This window comes from Neobacillus drentensis (assembly GCF_021560175.1).
In the GTDB taxonomy this organism is placed as follows: Bacteria; Bacillota; Bacilli; order Bacillales; family Cytobacillaceae; genus Neobacillus; species Neobacillus drentensis_A.
Genome location: NZ_CP091110.1, coordinates 5,974,520 through 5,992,796 on the forward strand (window position 1 = coordinate 5,974,520; position 18,277 = coordinate 5,992,796).

At 42.2% G+C, this 18,277-nt stretch carries 17 protein-coding genes; 2 read left to right on the forward strand and 15 right to left on the reverse strand.

Going from position 1 to position 18,277, the window contains the following annotated elements; all coding sequences use genetic code 11:
- Positions 1-69: 69 nt before the first annotated feature.
- On the reverse strand, positions 70-1,071 hold the full coding sequence (locus L1999_RS28210) for a rod shape-determining protein (protein WP_235741541.1): 1,002 nt from the start codon (positions 1,069-1,071) through the stop codon (positions 70-72).
- Between the two features lie 254 nt (positions 1,072-1,325).
- Positions 1,326-1,598 (reverse strand): sporulation transcriptional regulator SpoIIID, encoded by a 273-nt coding sequence (gene spoIIID, locus L1999_RS28215; RefSeq protein ID WP_007086083.1) that lies wholly within the window; start codon positions 1,596-1,598, stop codon positions 1,326-1,328.
- Between the two features lie 649 nt (positions 1,599-2,247).
- Here spoIIID and L1999_RS28220 point away from each other — a divergent pair.
- Positions 2,248-2,559: an MGMT family protein gene (locus L1999_RS28220; protein WP_235741543.1), complete on the forward strand. Its 312-nt coding sequence runs from the start codon at positions 2,248-2,250 to the stop codon at positions 2,557-2,559.
- 172 nt (positions 2,560-2,731) lie between these two features.
- Here the strand turns inward: L1999_RS28220 and L1999_RS28225 are convergent, their stop codons facing one another.
- The 6 genes from L1999_RS28225 to L1999_RS28250 all read right to left on the reverse strand — a co-directional run bounded on the left by L1999_RS28225 (position 2,732) and on the right by L1999_RS28250 (position 11,759).
- Complete coding sequence (locus L1999_RS28225) at positions 2,732-4,792, reverse strand: beta-galactosidase (RefSeq protein ID WP_235741544.1); 2,061 nt, start codon at positions 4,790-4,792, stop codon at positions 2,732-2,734.
- A gap of 79 nt (positions 4,793-4,871) precedes the next feature.
- Positions 4,872-5,786, reverse strand: a complete 915-nt coding sequence (locus L1999_RS28230; RefSeq protein WP_235741545.1) for a carbohydrate ABC transporter permease — start codon at positions 5,784-5,786, stop codon at positions 4,872-4,874.
- Entirely contained in the window at positions 5,783-6,736 is a 954-nt protein-coding gene (locus L1999_RS28235) for a carbohydrate ABC transporter permease (RefSeq protein WP_235741546.1), read from the reverse strand. Before L1999_RS28235 ends, L1999_RS28230 begins: the two co-directional genes overlap by 4 nt.
- Before the next feature lie 55 nt (positions 6,737-6,791).
- The gene (locus L1999_RS28240; protein ID WP_235741547.1) at positions 6,792-8,264 is read right to left on the reverse strand and encodes an ABC transporter substrate-binding protein; all 1,473 of its coding nucleotides are present in this window, start codon (positions 8,262-8,264) and stop codon (positions 6,792-6,794) included.
- Positions 8,265-8,625: 361 nt separating this feature from the next.
- Entirely contained in the window at positions 8,626-10,623 is a 1,998-nt protein-coding gene (locus L1999_RS28245) for a penicillin-binding transpeptidase domain-containing protein (RefSeq protein WP_235741548.1), read from the reverse strand.
- Between the two features lie 326 nt (positions 10,624-10,949).
- Positions 10,950-11,759 (reverse strand): stage II sporulation protein SpoIIQ, encoded by an 810-nt coding sequence (locus L1999_RS28250; protein WP_235741549.1) that lies wholly within the window; start codon positions 11,757-11,759, stop codon positions 10,950-10,952.
- 320 nt (positions 11,760-12,079) lie between these two features.
- Here L1999_RS28250 and L1999_RS28255 point away from each other — a divergent pair, with 320 nt between their 5' ends.
- Entirely contained in the window at positions 12,080-13,177 is a 1,098-nt protein-coding gene (locus L1999_RS28255) for a GerAB/ArcD/ProY family transporter (protein WP_235741550.1), read from the forward strand.
- Positions 13,178-13,224: 47 nt separating this feature from the next.
- On the opposite strand, the gene spoIID is transcribed toward L1999_RS28255, so the two are convergent.
- From spoIID to L1999_RS28290, 7 genes are all read right to left on the reverse strand, one after another.
- On the reverse strand, positions 13,225-14,265 hold the full coding sequence (gene spoIID, locus L1999_RS28260; RefSeq protein WP_235741551.1) for a stage II sporulation protein D: 1,041 nt from the start codon (positions 14,263-14,265) through the stop codon (positions 13,225-13,227).
- 103 nt (positions 14,266-14,368) lie between these two features.
- A complete protein-coding gene (locus L1999_RS28265; protein WP_235741552.1) occupies positions 14,369-14,602 on the reverse strand; it encodes a hypothetical protein in 234 nt (77 codons plus the stop codon).
- Positions 14,603-14,743: 141 nt separating this feature from the next.
- Entirely contained in the window at positions 14,744-16,054 is a 1,311-nt protein-coding gene (gene murA / locus L1999_RS28270; RefSeq protein WP_235741553.1) for a UDP-N-acetylglucosamine 1-carboxyvinyltransferase, read from the reverse strand.
- A gap of 32 nt (positions 16,055-16,086) precedes the next feature.
- Positions 16,087-16,896 (reverse strand): YwmB family TATA-box binding protein, encoded by an 810-nt coding sequence (locus L1999_RS28275; RefSeq protein WP_235741554.1) that lies wholly within the window; start codon positions 16,894-16,896, stop codon positions 16,087-16,089.
- 303 nt (positions 16,897-17,199) lie between these two features.
- On the reverse strand, positions 17,200-17,433 hold the full coding sequence (locus tag L1999_RS28280; RefSeq protein ID WP_215045579.1) for a DUF1146 family protein: 234 nt from the start codon (positions 17,431-17,433) through the stop codon (positions 17,200-17,202).
- 181 nt (positions 17,434-17,614) lie between these two features.
- On the reverse strand, positions 17,615-17,794 hold the full coding sequence (locus L1999_RS28285; protein WP_235741555.1) for a hypothetical protein: 180 nt from the start codon (positions 17,792-17,794) through the stop codon (positions 17,615-17,617).
- A gap of 67 nt (positions 17,795-17,861) precedes the next feature.
- Positions 17,862-18,188 carry a YflT domain-containing protein gene (locus tag L1999_RS28290; protein WP_235741556.1) on the reverse strand — a complete coding sequence of 109 codons (327 nt, stop codon included), beginning with the start codon at positions 18,186-18,188 and terminating at the stop codon, positions 17,862-17,864.
- Positions 18,189-18,277 lie beyond the last annotated feature (89 nt).

The window sequence follows — 18,277 nt, forward strand, 5'->3', positions numbered from 1 at the left end:
AAAAATAAAAAAGCCTAATGATGGGGGGCTTGTCCGGCCTGCTTCATTAGACTTTTTGTATCGTAATATTTATCCTAATTTGCGGTGTGAAATGCGGTCGATGTTATCGAGCATGATGCCTGTGCCGATGGCTACGCAGTCCATTGGGTTTTCCGCAACCAATACCGGTACCTTTAGTTCTTCAGCAAGGAGCATGTCGATGCCGTGCAAGAGTGCGCCGCCGCCTGTTAAAATAACGCCGCGGTCGATGATATCAGCAGAAAGTTCTGGTGGTGTCCGCTCTAAGACACTTTTTGCTGCTTGAACGATAACCGCCACTGATTCACGTAATGCCCCTTCAATTTCCTCAGAACGAACGGTAATCGTACGCGGTAAGCCGCTGACCATGTCACGGCCGCGGATTTCCATCTCTTCTGATCGGGAACCTGGGAAGACCGTACCAATGTTAATTTTAATATTTTCAGCCGTGCGTTCCCCAATCAAGAGCTTATACTCGCGCTTAATGTGGTTGAGGATCTCCATGTCGAACTTGTCACCGGCCATTTTGATGGAGGAAGAAGTCACGATATCGCCCATTGACAGGACCGCTACATCGGTTGTTCCTCCCCCGATATCCACTACCATGTTACCGCTAGGCTGGAAGATGTCCATTCCGGCACCGATTGCCGCCACCTTTGGCTCTTCTTCCAAGTAAATCTTTTTGCCGCCGCTTTTTTCAGCTGCTTCCCTGATTGCCTTTTGCTCCACACTGGTAATGTTCGTTGGGCAGCAAATCAGGATGCGCGGCTTTGATAAAAAGCCTTTTACGTTTAATTTATTAATGAAATGCTTTAGCATCGCTTCGGTTACATCAAAGTCAGCAATTACGCCGTCTTTTAACGGACGAATGGCCACGATGTTTCCTGGTGTACGGCCGACCATGCGGCGCGCTTCTTCACCGACTGCTAAAACTCTATTTGTATTTTTATCAATCGCCACGACGGAAGGTTCATTCAGTACAATACCACGGCCTTTAACGTGAATCAGCACGTTGGCCGTCCCTAAGTCAATCCCAATATCCCTTGCAAACATTCTCTTTTCTTTCCTCCTTGGAAACAAAAATCCACATTCTATTCCTAATTGACTATTTTATCATATTCGTTAACTTTTCCATAACAATTTAATGCAATATTAATGACTTTTGTTGGATTTTGTTAAAGTTAGGAGATTTCAGTTGAAAAGCGGAATGGTTTGCATGAAAAGAGCAATCTGGGATCAGATTGCTTGTTTCCTCTTTTTTTGGATTTCATAGTAGGTTCCGGCTCTATCAGGTTCTAGCAAGTCGTTTACTTGACGGCCTCGCCTTCCTTTTCTTCTTTTTGATATTTCATTTTGGTCGCCTCTCCACCCCTGAGGTGACGGATCGATTTATGGTAATCTAGAATTTCCTTAACCTCATTTGCCAGCTCTGGATTAATCTCAGGAAGTCTCTCTGTCAAATCCTTATGGACTGTACTTTTGGATACGCCAAACTCCTTCGCAATAACGCGAACCGTTTTCCTCGTCTCCACGATATACTTTCCAATCTTGATAGTTCTCTCTTTGATGTAATCGTGCACACTCTCGCCCTCCCTAAATTGGATGTGAGAAGTGTGAAATGAGACCCGCTTATCACTTCGACGAATTCTACTTCCGTGTGTAGTAGTAATGGTGACAGGCACCACAAAAAGACATTGTCCACACTAAGCGGACACTGAGTGCATATTTGTTCCACACGGCAGAAAGTTGTAACTCTCTGTCAATACAATGAATAATCATGTCCCCGGCTGAATACCTGTTATCTTCAAACGACTCCTCACCTCAAACACTCTCTTTGTAAAGGTTTGTAACCATTTTATTAGCTTGGATACGGGTTTATGCACAAAATAGACAAACGGGACAAGGCTGGTTAGGAAATCTTTCGAAAATAGGACGGATTCCATTTATTCGACATTTGTGAGAAAGCCACGTCCCCCAAGGGTTCTCCTTCCAATTTCCATCTAAAGCACCATTTGGCTGGCAAAGAATTTGTCGAAAGAATTTTTTTGAAAATATTAATTTACTGCAATTTGTTTTTCATTTTTTATGTAGGAATCTCCGGGAAAATGATGAAATCGCTAGCCGTCATACGGAAAACGGACTCCACTTGCCTGTTCAAAATATTATATAATGTTCCTATTATAAATTATGCGCACCTAATAATTACCGAAAAGGAAAGGATCAACTCCTATGACCCCATTTACGGAAAATGTCATACAGATTATTCGCAGCATCCCTGAAGGAAAAGTTATGACCTACGGCCAAATTGCGGCACTCGCTGGCAGCCCCCGTGCGGCCCGTCAGGTGGTTCGTGTGCTTCATTCGATGAGCAGGAAATATAAGCTGCCTTGGCACCGTGTCATCAACAGCAAGGGCAAGATTGCCCTCTCAGACGATGAATCCTATCATGAGCAGTTGTTTTCCCTCGAAAGTGAAGGCGTTGAAATCGGCCTGAATGGCTTCATCGATTTGATGAAATATCAATATCACCCTGAGGAATAGTTAAAATAAAAAAGAAATTTTGCCAGAAATGGAACAAAATACAAAAGGGATATTAGATACAAATTTGTCATTAGGCACAATGAATATCCCTGCTCCTATCTTTTGAGCTCGGAAACCTCCATAATTCAAGTTTTATTTTCACAAAAAAAAAGCAAGAGAACCGTCCTCTTGCTTACCCTTCCATAATCATAACCCCATAGCCCTCGATATATATGTTTCCATTAAGAGTTTGTCCCGTTAATTTTTCTTTCATAGGTTTCTTCAGTATGATCTCTTTTGGGTCTTTACTGTAGTTTAGTAAATAAATTAGGGCCTTATCAGTATCCATTTGCTTACGAATAGCTAGTTCAACGTCTTCTGGAACCTTCAGCACATCTGAAACTGGTGAATTCATCTGGAGTTTATCTACTAAAAGATTTACAATCTCCTGGTTAAAAACAGCTCCGTAATAATAGACATTACCATTGCCAAAAGTATTTTTTACAAGTGCAGGCTGTCCATCATAATAGGCATTCGTATAAGTTCCCAGCACCTCGGCCTCATCGGATTCCACATGTAATATATCATTGAAAGATTCTGCAAGAATTTCTTGATGTTCAGCTACCCCTTGAATTGTAATCTTAGGAGGTGCCTCGTTAGGACCAATCATCGTAAAGTCATCGACTGTTACACCACAAAGTTCGGCAACCGGCCCTGGCATCGGTGTTAAATAACAATGACCGGAATCATCTTTATAACCTGTCCTGCAGCCAAATACGATCTTGCCGCCTCGATTAGCGTAGGCCTTTAGTAAGTTGGCTTTCTCTTTTGTCATCACAGCTGGATGAGGGTAAACAAGCAGCTTATATTTTAAAAGATCCTCTACTGCCGAGTTCTCAGTTAGGAATAACGCATCAACTGGGATATGGCGCCGTTGAAGAACCTTAAACCAAGCCATCTCACTCTGGGAATTCAAAGGACCATACCAACGATCCAGCTCCCCATCCCATTCATTGTCATAGTCTTTAACAATGGCTACATCGGCTTGATATTTGGAGCCAACAATCTCCTCCCCCATCATTTCCAATTCCTTCCCCACTTGTTCAGCTTCTAAAACACGTCGGTTTTTACGATTGTCGTAATTATGAATTCCATGCCAATAGATTTCAGTCCCAAAAGCCGCTGTCCGCCACCTAAAATATAGCAGCATATCAACACCATGTGCGATAGATTGATAGGTCCACAACCTGAGCTGACCTGGTTTTGGAGCCGGCATATCCATCCGATTCACCCAGCCGCCAGGACCTGATTGCTGTTCCATAATACAAAAATTGGAAGAGATGCTTCGTGCGACACTTAAATTCCAGCTCCATTTTCGGTCTAACAATGGATTCGGTCCTTTGTCCGGGTAAATTGAGCTAAACTGCGGATAAGAGTCATAAGAAATAAAATCAAGACATTCATCAGCCAGCTTATGACTATCCAAATGGCCAAAAAGTCCATTGGTCGTAACCCACTGATTTGGCGCAAGCTTTCGGATCATATCCACCTGATTTTTAGCAAACGCGATGGCGCTGTCTGAGAAAAATCGTTTCTCATCCAGGGCTTGGTGAGGATTAGGAGAATCGCTCACCGTCGGCCGTGTCAAATGAACCTGACTCCATTCTGTATAACTTTGATTCCAAAAAACCGTTCCCCAGCGTTTGTTTAACTCGGTTAACGACTCGTATTTATTTTTCAGCCAGCTCCGAAATGCCTGATGGTCGGCCTCTGAATAAAACACGTTGATTTCGCAGTTTAGTTCATTATCAATTTGCCACCCTATTACAGCTGGATGATCTTTATAATGTTCAGCCATTTTCGTTGCGATTCTGGCACAGAGTTCTAGATAAATGGGTGCGTTATAATTGTAATGACGGCGCTGACCATGTTGATATTGAACCCCTTCCTGTGAGACATTCAACACTTCAGGGTACTTACTCGTTAGCCATGCTGGGGGTGTGGCCGTAGGAGTTCCTAGAATCACCTTTATCCCGAAACGGTGCGCTAGATCAATGACTCTATCGAAGAAATCAAATGAAAATTCTCCTTCTTTTGGTTCAAAAATGGACCAGGCAAATTCGGCTAACCTGATTACAGAGAACCCCATTTCTTTCATTCTCTGAAAATCCTCTTCCCATAAGCTTTCTGGCCAATGTTCGGGATAATAGCAAGCTCCAAGAGTAAATGTATTTGATTTAAGTGATTTATCCATTCGTTTTATCCTTTCCATTTATTATTTCTACACTAAAGATTAATTTTATCCCCCCTCTCAAAGACCTGCCTTTTAAAAATTAAGATTTAACCCCTCCCATTGCAATCCCAGAAACAATATGTTTTCGGAGAATCGGAAACAGGATTAACATTGGCAAAATGGAAAGGAAGGAACCAATTAAAATTAACGGATATAATGGTTGTCCGGTCCCTGCCGCATTTAAGTTAGCCGTCCAGATTTGTAAACCTACCGTTAAAGGGTAAAGGCTTGTTTTATTTAATAGAACTAACGGTAAGAAAAAGTTATTCCAAGACCCTATGAAGGTGATTAGAAAGAGTGTCATTAGACCGGGACGAATAATAGGAAGGGCAATTCGAAAAAAGATCCCGTAGTCGCTTGCCCCATCGACTCTCCCAGAGTCAATCAGTTCATTCGGCATGGATTCCTTGATAAAAACCATCATGAAATAGACACCAAATGGATTTACAATCATGGGTAACAGGACACCAGCGTAGGTATTGATAAGACCTAGCGATTTAATCATCAAAAAGACAGGTATGGACAGTGCCGCTCCTGGAATCATTAATGAACCTAAAACAGCAACCGTTAAGAAATTTTTTCCCTTAAACACATATTTAGCTAGAGAGTAACCTGCCATCGAACTTACTAAAGTTCCCAAGAGGCCCGCGCCTACAGCATAGATAACTGAGTTTAAAACCCAGCGCCAAAACATCCCGTCTTGATAAGAACTTAACCACTTTAGATTAGCCATTAAGTGTAAATGCTCAGGAAAGGCGAGCATCGACGTAGTAAATAATTGGTTCGTACTTTTAGTCATCGCGACTAGCAGCCAATACAGAGGAAATAAAAAGTAAGCAGCCATTACAATCATCAGAATCATCGAGAATGAAGTGGATATTCTCTCTTTTTTTGATTTGCTATGATTCTCACGTTGTAGATTAGTTGTTATAAATGAATTCGATTTTAGGCTCATATAGTCTTCTCTCCTTCTCCTGTATAGGACAGTGTCGACGAACTCACCGTTGTATGACTTTTGATTTTATTTCTGATTTTTTTCTTCTTAGCTGTTGTTCGTTCAGAAGTGGCGTACATAAACAATAAGGAGGCAATAAAAGTAATTAGAACTAAAGTAATCGATAGAGTTGCAGAGTAGGTGAAATTTCCATAAGCAAACGCCATATTATAGATATCCATATTGGGTGTAAAAGTAGCCGGTATACTTGTCAGAGAGGAAAGCACATATGGTTCATTAAATAATTGAAGTGAACCAATAATTGATAAAACGGTGGTCATGATGATGACCTGCTTCAGGAGCGGAAGTTTTATATGCCAGGCTGTTTGGAATTCATTACAGCCATCAATTTTTGCCGCATCATACAGTTCGATCGGGATAGAAGTCAGACTGGCAAAATAGATGGTCATATTGTATCCGGTCCATGCCCATGTAGCCATGTTCATAATCCCATACAAAACAGTTCCTGAATCCAATAAATTAAGCGGCTTTCCGCCTGTAAAGATACCAAAAATACTTAAAATAGGGTTAAGATCAGGGGAATACAGAAACCCCCACATAATCGCGGCGATCACGCCTGGCACCGCATATGGTAAGAAATATATCACACGAAATACTGCTTTGTTTTTTACAAATCGGCTATCTAAAAACAGAGCAAGAACTAAAGCCAAAACTAGCATAATCGTAACTTGTACCACCCCATAGTAGGCAACACGGTAAACAGCATACCAGAAGCTTTTGTCTTCCCATGCAGTTAGATAGTTGGTCAAACCAACAAAGTGATACTTCCCTTGGATATTAACGAACAAGCTCAATATGAGCGAATAAACAAATGGAAAAACAAAGAATAGAGCGAACAAGATCAGAAAAGGTGTAAGAAATATATAGGGAACACGTCGAATTTTTACCATTACCATCCCTCGCGTTTCTGCATTTTATTAATAGCTTCCTTTGACCATTACTTTCTTACAGTTCTATTTCTATGGATGATTGCCTTCTCTTTAAGAGCCAAATAATAAGAGCAATAGCGGCTAAGACAATGACAACAGGTAGGGCAGGCGTACTAAGTCCGGATAGAGGTTGTTTAGATGAGCTATGTGCCTCCTTAGAAACGATTTTATACCCCGCCGATTTTGCAAAAACAGTCACTTCATTTTGCAAATTATCAAGCGCTTGATCCCATGATTGTTCTCCTGCTGCTGCTTTTGTAAATTCAATTGTCATTTGGTTGTACACATAATCCGTCCACGGGCTCCATTGGTAGGAAGTATCAACAGATGCAGCTGCTTTCGCATAGATTGGACCAGAAATTTGATTTTTAAGAGCTGGATTAGGAGCATTCATCTCTGATTGGAGGATGCCATATTTATTCCCTGGTACCTGGCCCCGGCCGCCCTTTGTCGTGTCAGTAACATCTAGCTTTTCAGCAACAGCACTCGTATTAATCCAAGCCGCAAAAAGTGCAGCCGCTTCAGGATATTTCGATTGTGTGGTTACGGCATTGGTTGACCCGCCCCAGTTACCGTCAACAAATTCCTCATTTGCCTCCCATTGAGGAATATCAGCTGCATTCCAGTTATCAGTTCCCTTCTTCACATACGGTTGGATCATGTAGGTTGGAGACCAAGCGGCACCCGAAACCGAAGCATACAATCCCTTACCGATGTTGCTTTGCCATTGTGGATTCCAATCATTTGTTGCATGGACAACTCCTTTTTTGATTAAATCTCCCCAAAAATTTATCACTTTCTTTGCTTCAGGACTATTTAAGTTAATCTCCCAGCCCTTTGATGTTTTCGTGAACGGTCTGGCGCCGGCCTGCCACAATAAACCTGTAATAAATCCACCGTCGTTTACTGGGAAGTAAGACATATACATATCCGGATTCTGTTTGTGTAGCTTTTCGCCTTCTATTGCAAATTCATCCCAAGTTTTTGGAATTGCTAAATTATATTTTTTAAATATATCTGGCCGATAAAGTAGCGCCAATGGCCCGATATCCTCTGGAATAGCGTAAATCTTACTGCCTTGTTTTACCTGATTCCATGTCCAAGGTTGAAAGTAGGATCCGTATGGTTTTACATATTTTGAAATATCGAGAATTCCACCTGTATCAACAAACTTAGGGATGTACTGATATTCAATCTGTACAACATCTGGGGCCCCTGCTCCTGCTTTAATGGCAGTGGTTAGTTTGTTGTACTCCGCATTTCCACTCCCTATTAGCGGATGATCCACTTTAATGTTCGGATACTCTTTGTTAAAAGCTGCAATAACTTTGTCGGGATTTGCTGTCCACGTCCACCAAGTGATGGCTGCTTTTTTTGTGTACTTTGGGTAAGTAGGTTGTTTTACGCCTTCCGCAAAACTGGTTGTTGTGGTTGTGAGAAAGAAACTACAAAGAACAAGTAATGTTACGATAACTCTTCCTTTTTTCATGTCCATCCACCTCGCTTTTAAAATATTAAAAATATTGTAAATTTTTAATATTTTAAATATAAATTTGCTTGAAAGCGCTGTCAATGATAGCTTGTACCTATAAAAACACGTTGTTTTCCTTGTTTTCCAGCGAAACTCTCTAGCTGACATCCGACCCTTGCCCTAATAATACATGCTTTTATAGGGTAAGATCCTATTTCTGATACATAGCTCTTATAGGTATTTTTTCATGGAAAATAATTCTATTTTTACTATCTTATTATAAAAACTGGCACTGTTTTGGTAGGAATTGAAGAAAATAATTTCATAAACGGTAAAAAAGCACAAGTGATAGCAAAAATCACCTGTGCTCCATTCACGCCTATTTCCATTTCTCAAACACATTTTTCACTTTGTTCACCGGCACCAGCGATCCGCCCCGGCCTTGGACACCTTCCACCATCATTGCCACCATCAAGCTCGGGTTATCGGGATTATAAGCAATAAACCAGCCATTTTCCGTGCCAGTTACCCCTTGCTTTTGCTTTATCTCAGCCGTCCCTGTTTTGCCTGCCAATGGATACCCTGAGATCTCCGCTGCACGGGCGGTCCCGCCTGGGTCGCTCACAACCTTCCGCAAATCTGCCGAAATCAACTTAGCGTTCTCAGCCGAGACCGCCGCTTCCTTCCAAACCTGCCCCTGCTGCTCATCCGTCAGCAAAATCGGTTTGATCACATTTCCGTTGCCATTTGCAAACGGTGTATAGGAAGCCAGTAAATGAACAATGCTCATCTGCACCTGCCCCTGACCATACCCTGAGTCAGCCAGCGCGATATCATTGCCAAGCGTACCCGTTACCGATTTCTCAAGCGGGAATGGATAGGCTAGCGCCTCTTCAAAGCCAAATTTCTTCAGTCCTTCAACAAACTTGTCTTTCCCTATCTTCAATGCTGCTTGCGCAAAATAAATATTATCGGAATAAACGAGCGCCTTTTCTAAGTTCACCGGCTCTGTCCCGGCATGAACCCTCGTCACGAAATAATTGCCCCATGACGAATCCTTTTGCCATTTCGCTCCTAAAATCGGCACGGCTTCACCCGGCACAATCGCACCAGACTCCAATCCGACCGCTGCCGTTAGCGGCTTCATCACCGAGCCAGGCGCATAAGCTTGCTTAAAACGAGTCGTCAACGGCTGCTTAGGATTCTGCCGCAGTGCCTGCCACTCTTCGGCAGCCATCCCCAACATGACCTGATTCGGATCAAACGATGGGCTGCTAACAAGCGCTAGCGTTTCTCCCGTCTTCGGGTTCATCGCTGCGGCTGTTCCGGCCTCCTCACCCATTTCCGTAAACACCGTCTTTTGTAACTCCGCATCAATCGTCAGTTTAACATCCTGGCCATCGACCACCGGCTTCTCGGCAAGGACCACATCCGCGCTTCCGGCCGCCTTCTTCTTAATGACAATCTTCACGCCGCTTGTGCCCCGTAAGCGCTCATCCAGCACCTGTTCAAGGCCGCGCTTGCCAATCACATCGCCGCTATTGTAGCCATTTTTTTTCAGTTTTTCTAGCTCATCAGCCGTAATCGCCCCTACATAGCCAACAAGCTGTGCTGCGGCCTTTCCATATGGATAAACCCGAGCCTCCACTTTCCTTGTCTTTACTGGCTCTAGTGCAATCAACTGAGCAATTCGCTTCTGGTCATCCATTGACACCTTTGCAAGCGGCACAAACTGGCCTGGCTGCACCCAGCTGGCGCTAAGCAAATTATTAATCTGCTCCCGTGTCATCTTAAGGAGCGGCCCCAATTGTGAAAGAACCGCATCATCCAGCTTCCCAGCGGCGACGCCGACTTCATATACCTGGCCATTCACTGCCAAACCCGTGCCGTTGCGGTCGAGAATTTCTCCGCGTTTCGGTGCCGACGTACTTACGCTGATTTTGTCGCCTTCCTTTAATCCTTTAAAAATGAACTCAGTATTCCAGTCCACATACCAGTTCTTGTTATTGTCTCTTTCTTCTTCTTGCAATCTAGCTTGCTGGGTAAAAGTTATCGGCCCAGCGATACTATTCATGCTGGCAGTAAAAGAATAGCGGACTGGTTCTTTATTTTCCTGATCCTTTTTCGGCTTTTTGAAGTCAATCTTGAGGTCCTTTATCTGCAGATCATCGTAGAGTTTTTCGTAGCGAGTGGTAAATTGTTCTTTGCTGATATTCTTTTTTGCATCACTAGAAAGGTAATCATACATTTTCGAAAATTTTTGCTGGTTCCATAAAGCTATGTAATCGGAGAATCGTTGTTCTGGAGTGGGTTCCTTGCTGCAGCCAGCGATCACAGTAATCATAAGCAGTAGCAGAATCCCAAATATTTTTTTCAAAGCCAAACCCCTCCTTTTATTTCCATTCTAACATATTCAGGCGGGGAAATGGTCAAGTCTGGATTATCCTCCCATGTCACAAAAAGTGTTCCTTTTTAGAAATTATTAATCGTTTTTTAATAGTTTGTTCATATCTAGACGCTATACTATGTTTATTCACACTTATTCAAACCCCCTTTGATAATCCGGCCTTCATGGCGGATTTTTTTTTTGCCCAAAAGGAGCACGGGGACGGTTCTCTTGCTTCGGAAGCAAGAGAACCGTCCCCGTGCTCCCACAAAAAAAAGAGGAAAGTATTTTTCCCCTTCCCCTTTGTTACTTATTTATTATGAGTTGCTTTTATCTGTAGAGTTGGTTGAGTCATCTGTTGCCGGATCTTCTATTTTTTGTTGGTCTTGTTTTACGTCCGGAGTTTTTGATGATTCTTTGCTATCATTCGTAAGAGTGTCTTCTTGCAGTGTGCTCAACGACTTTTCGAAGTAGTTTGTTGGGTTTACCGCTACACCATCTTTACGGATTTCAAAATGTACATGGGTTCCAGCTTTTTCGTTGAACAAGCTTTGTCCAGCCTTGGCAATAACTTGATCTTGTTTCACTTGGTCGCCAACCTTCACTTGAATATCTTTCACGGATTGATATTGTGTGACAATACCTTTGCCGTGTTCGATTTCAATAACATTCCCTAGGGTTGCATCTTCTTCGACACGTGTAACGGTTCCGCTAAGAGACGCAGTCACATCAAAGCTTTCGCCTTTTTTCTCCGTAATGTCGATTCCTGTGTTTGGCACATACGTATTATTGTAGAATACTAAGGCCGATTCTTGGTCCGCTGCTTTGCCTGTGAAATCATAGAATTTTGTTTTGACAACCGCATCATCGGCATTTGCTACTGGCATTTTGAAGTTTTCGATTGACTTGTTTACTTCAACTGCTGGAGCATTGTTCTTTTTACCGGAAAGGTCAGTGGCCTTGTAATCAAACTTATTAGTGTTGCTGCTTGATGATTGATACCATAGGACTCCGGTTAAAATGATTGCTGCACTTGCGATATAAATGGCTGGAAATACCCAACGCTTTTTGAAAAAGCGTTTTACACTGGAACTTTGAGAAGATCGTTTGTTTTCTTCCTCTCTCATTTTCATCACCTCAGCAATCATTCTGAACAGATAAGTAGAATTATATACACGGCGATAAAAAAATTTTTAAAACTTATTTTTCGACAGTAGGCATGATTTTATGCATTCTTTTTTTAAAAATTTTTCGAGTTGGGCTTGTAGTTGGTTGTGATGCGAGTTTTACCCCTTCAAGCGAATTAATATAAGGTCATCGGATCGGTCAAAATAATTACTAAAATGAGAAAAAAAGGTAATCCTATTATAGATGCATTTTGCTATTTCTTACTGTAAATGAAGAGGTTTCCTGTAACCAATGTTTTAAAGGGGGAAGGGATGAACGTATGCAGAAGCTCCAAATCAGTTCGTACCAAATGTTTGTCCTGATTGTTTTATTTGAATTAGGTACGGCTGTTTTGTTTGGTCCCGGAGCAACGGCCAAACAGGATGCCTGGATCGCAAATTTACTTGGACTAGCAGGTGGAGTATTACTCTTTTTGATTTATTATCGGCTCTTTACCTACTATCCTGAACTTCCGTTGACGAGTTATGTCCAAAAAATCCTAGGGAAATGGGTAGGCAGTTTGATTGCCTTTTTCTATATTTCTTATTTCTTATATCAGAGTTCAAGAGTTTTAAGAGATATTGGGGAGCTTTTAGTGACTACCATTTACACGAATACTCCCTTAATCATACTGAATACGGTTATGATTATTACGATTATGTACGGGATTTTTAAGGGTTTTGAAGTTATCGCTAGAGTGGGCGAGCTTTGTTTTATTGGTGTTTATTTATTAGCCATTCTAGGTTTTTTTACGATTTTATTTACGGATATCTTACATATAGAAAACCTAAAACCAATCCTTGAAAATGGTTGGAGCCCCGTTTTAAAAACCGTTTTAAGGTCAACGACCTATTTTCCTTTCGGTGAAATGGTCATCCTTACGATGCTGCTGCCTTTTTTTAAAAATCAAAAGAAAGCGGTAACGGTTTGTTTGAGTGGAATGATTTTAAGCGGTATTAACATCGCGATTACATCCGTCATCAATGTTGCGGTATTAGGGGTGGAATTATTTATTCGCTCCCCATTCCCACTCTATAACACGATTAGAAAAATTGAACTCACGACTTTTATCCAACGCCTGGATATTTTTTTTATTCTTTATTTGATTGTTGCCGGATTTTTTAAATTATGTCTTTATTATTATGTTGCTGTGATTGGAGCTGCAGACCTTTTTAAACTGAAAGACCATTCCACGCTTATTTTTCCGCTCGGGGTCGTCATTATAATAGGTTCGATGACGATCGCTACCAATTATTCAGAACATATACAAGAAGGCATGATGATTATCCCCTATCTTTTACACATGCCTTTTCAGTTGGTCATTCCTTTCATTCTGTTAATCATTACTTTTGTAAAAGGTTTTAAAAGTGGTCATTGATAAGTACCTGGACAAAATAAATAAGCCAGGCGCCTCGCCTGACTTATTTATTTTTGTGCGGTTAAGGTAGACAGCATACTCTCGGCAGAAGCAATCTCTATCCCTTTATAGTAATGCTTCACGATTGCCTTATAATCCGACCCATTCTCGGCCATGCCGTTCGCTCCGTATTGACTCATACCAACACCATGCCCGAAGCCCTTCGTCGTAATCACAATATTATTGCCCTTCCGCTGCCAAGAAAAATCAGATGACTTCAGATCCAGTTTTTCGCGGATTTCCCTGCCCGTTAACACCTTGCCATTTAAGTCTACTTTTGCAACCCGTTTTCCAGTGGTACGGGCGACTATTTTTCCGATCGTCGAGCTTGAGCCAATCTTCACACCGAGTTTTGCTTCAAACGCGCTCACCGTTAGCACCTTTTGATTGGAAAATTTCGGGGACTCTTTATCCCATGGGCTTGAGACACTTCGTAAATAGGGAATACTGCCAGCCCAGTAGTCCTCTGAGTCTTCGGTATAGCCATTTCCAGTCGAAAAGAACAAGGCATCGATCGGTTTTCCAGCATAGGTCAAAATCTGGCCGCCCGTTGAGCGAACGGCTTCGACGACCTTTTTCTTTTTCCACGTGTAATCCTGGCCCCAATCTCGCCTCATTTCAGCATCATTCATATAGACTTGGTGGATTTGCGTATCCGTCACCTGTGCACCCTTTGGTACACCCATCGTGTCCCTATTTACCAACCTGTTTACAATATATGTTCGTGCCGCTAGTGCCTGAGCCTTGAGTGCTTCTTCCTTAAATTCTGCCGGCATTTCCGCTGCTACCACCCCAACCAGGTAATCTTCAAATGGAACTTTTTCAATTACCTTTTTCGCTGAGCGAAAAACAGCTACTGTTACAGCCGTATCAGCGTCTACGCCTGAGGTTGTCGGTGTTGCCTTTGCGGAGGCCTTGGTTAAGTCTTCCCCGAGCTTTCCGCTCGTGTTGCGGTCCCCTGAGAATGGTAATACGACGACAGAGGGAATAATGATGGTTAAGGCAATGAGGAGTGATGCTAGTACGATGAGTGGTTTGATTTTGTTCATGATAGTGCCTCCAGTTTGTAAAATTCTCGAGCCAGCACAAACCTGCCGGATTGCGTCTCAATTACATACATATGGAAGCGGACAAGCATTTATTACAGATTTTTTAGCAGTAGATGATGATGATGTTGTTGGAAATGGTGACAGGCACCCTTCCTACCATTAACACTTTGATTACGCTCCACACCTGCGAAACGGTGACAGGCACCATTCCTACCATTAACACTTTGATTACGCTCCACACCTGCGAAACGGTGACAGGCACCATTCCTACTTTTAACACTTTGATTACGCTCACCACCTGCGAAACGGTGACAGGCACCATTCCTACTTTTAACACTTTGATTAAGCTCCCCACCTGCGAAACGGTGACAGGCACCAACTATAACAAAAGAATCCCTTAGTACCACAGCCGTCAGATATCAGACGACTGTCTACTAAGGGATTCTTTCATTTAAATTTCATTCTCTTTTAATAAGCTTTAAGCATTCATATCAGAAACATATTTCTTTACTTCAACAAACGTTTCGTCTGCTTCTGTAATACGTTCGATATCTGCCCCTAATCCTGCCAACTTGCCGTGGAAGTTCACATAACCGCGGTCTAAGTGTTTCAACTCAGTCACGCGTGTCATTCCTTCAGACACCAAACCAGTCAGAATCAAAGCTGCTGCGGCACGAAGATCCGTTGCGGACACTTCAGCCCCCTGCAAATTAGAAGGACCATTTAAAATAACAGAACGGCCTTCAATCTTGATATCTGCATTCATGCGGCGGAATTCTTCCACATGCATAAAACGGTTCTCAAACACGGTTTCGGTAATCATAGAAGTACCCTCTGCACGAAGCAATAACGCCATCATTTGTGACTGCATATCGGTTGGGAAACCTGGGTGCGGCATCGTTTTAATATCGACTGCCTTCAGACGATCAGGACCGATGACACGAACGCCATCTTCTTCCTCATGAATCTCAACGCCCATTTCTTCCATTTTCGCAATCAAAGATGATAAGTGTTCAGGGACTGCACCTCTTACCAACACATCCCCGCCTGTAATCGCCGCAGCTACCATAAACGTACCTGCTTCAATCCGGTCAGGAATAATCGCATGTTCAGCGCCAAATAATACATCAACGCCCTCAATACGCAAAGTACCAGTGCCGGCACCCTTGACGCGAGCGCCCATTTTGTTCAAGAAATTAGCTAAATCGACAATCTCTGGTTCTTTTGCCACATTTTCAATAATGGTCGTACCCTGTGCTAGAGATGCTGCCATCATGATATTTTCTGTTGCCCCTACACTTGGGAAATCCAAATAAATCTTTGCACCTTTTAAGCGGCCGTCTACCTCCGCTTCAATAAAGCCATTTCCTACCTTTACCTTCGCACCCATTGCTTCAAAGCCCTTTAAGTGCTGGTCAATAGGACGGGATCCAATCGCACAGCCGCCAGGTAACGCAACCCGGGCCCTGCCATTTCGAGCTAATAACGATCCCATTACGAGGACAGACGCACGCATTTTTCGTACGTATTCAAACGGCGCCTCTTCTTTTAACACTCTAGATGCATCAACAACAACTGTATTATTGTCAAAAGCCACTTCAGCGTTTAAGTTGCGAATCACTTCATTTATTGTGTATACATCGGAGAGTGTGGGTACATCACGTATCACACTTTTTCCATCACTTGCTAATAATGTTGCAGCGAGCACAGGCAGCACGGCATTTTTTGCACCTTCAACTTTAACCGTACCTGATAACCTTTGTCCGCCGCGGACGATGATCTTTTCCAAGAGTATTCCCCTCCGCGTCCATTTTCTCTATATTAATATTCAATCGTAATGATAGGGGTTCCAACTACTATGGTAGTCTTCGCGCCCAATCCTTCGGAGCGTAAGCCAATTTGTAAATTCATGTTATTCAATTTATGATCTATGGAGCCTGTAAACATTGGCGATGATGCCGAAACCGACATGAAATTCTCCTCTTTTAACGCTTCGATCTCTTTTGCATTAAAATCTGACATCACCCTGCCAGCTTTCTTTGCCAAAGCCGTATCAATCTTATCACTGAAAACGCCTTTCATACAAGAAAAAACTGTAGGTTTGCCCCGAAATATGTCAGATTGCCTATTTCGGAACTCTTTGGTAGTGAAAAAGCCTTCAGTCGCCTTGTTCCACTCATTTCCACGAACACTATATACTATATACGCATCTACAGGTTGTTTTGTGTGGGTTGCCATCAATTGAAGCATTTCTTGGTGGTGTTTTGATGTTGGAGATATTGCTGTTACTTGCCACTTCTGACTAGTGTTCGTTACAGACCATTTCCAATCCGGAAACTTCTGCTGAAGCTTTTTCGCATAATTCTGCACTTCTTCAACACTTTTCATGCCCGTCACATGCTCACGTGCATAAAAAGACCAATTATCGAGCAAAATATGTTCGGCTTGCAAAATAGAACCAATCCTCACCAAATCATCGACGCCATTTGGCACAATCAATGAGTCGCGGCTGGCTTGCTTTTCTGCCTTTAAAAAGCTGCTCATGGCTTCAGTTGTTTTGTTTCCCATCATAACAAGGATCAAACTGACAATTAAAATTATATATATAAAATTCTTAACATGTCTCTTCATTTCTCCACTCCCCCTTACCACCATTGTTGCCAGGCAGTTCGAGAGCAATACGTGGGAAATGTCGTCACTTTATGACAAAAATGAGCTCATTCAATCATTTCATACATTCCAAATTTGGGACATCCTTAGCTTTCCACATAAACTCGATTGTACTCGGAATATTGTGTTTTGGGAACACGAAAGAAGACCTAAAATTTTTCCAATTTCATTTGTCAAGGTGAAGCAAGGAAGCATGGGGACGGTTCTTGTGCTTCCTACAGGAAGCAGGAGAACCGTCCCCATGCTTCCCTTTCGCCCCGTCGCTTATGGCAGTAATAATGGCAGTTGCTTAGACCATTGTAGATAGTCAAGGAAAAAGTTACTAACAGATGAACCGATCATGATGGCTAATAATATGTATAGTAATCGTGCCTGAACCACATGGTTTTGTTTCAGCAACTTTTCTAAACGGATTGCCTGCAGTGCATACCAGGCGATCACAATAAAGATAAGATGTGACAGGATACTCACTAACGCTATTTGCCCAAAGTCCTCCACCCATTTCCCCTCCCTTTTCAGGTCCAAAGAATATTCTATCATATTGACGTATGAAAATCAGAAAAGATTCACACCTTAGATATTTTCGGATTATTCAAAATAAGGAAAGGGTTTACATACAAATTGCCTGCCCAAACAAAACTCCTCCTAAGAGACACATGTTTAAGCAGGCAAATGGAAATTATATCTCATTCCACACCCGGTCGAGACTTAATGGAACAAACACCCTGTCCCCTTGAATCTCCTTATGGATAATTGGATTTTCAAAATATTCCTCTAAGCTGCGTTTTTTACTTCTTCGATGTCTAACGATTCGGTGGACACCTAATAATGTATCTAAACTTTGCTTAGAAAATTTCATCTTCATCACCTCATTATTTTTTTAATCGATAGGAAACGGCTGCTTCCTATCGATATTTTATATAGGGTTAAGCTGATTTTGCTGCTACAACGATGACCTTGCCATGGTCCAATTCTTCTTCGTATCGTTCCGCATCATTACTTGATACGCCCAGTGACTCTAATTTCGAGCGAAGTTCGTCTCCACGACTTTTGAAAACATTGGCAATAGAATCGAATACCCCCTGCTCTTGTACACTAATATCGTTAATATCTAATGCATCGGTTAGGTCCTCAGAGCGGTTTCTGTCATGGGCTAACAAGTAGATTTCATCCTTTGTATACCCCTGCGTCATCAATTGCTCAATTTCTTGTTTCGCTTGTACACCATTTTCAACGATTCTAACTGTTTCCATTTCGCTTCCTCCTTTTTTTCAACTTCTGTTACGTATATAACCGCTCTAAATGAAATAAAACCTATTTTTCTAAAAATCTATTACGTTTG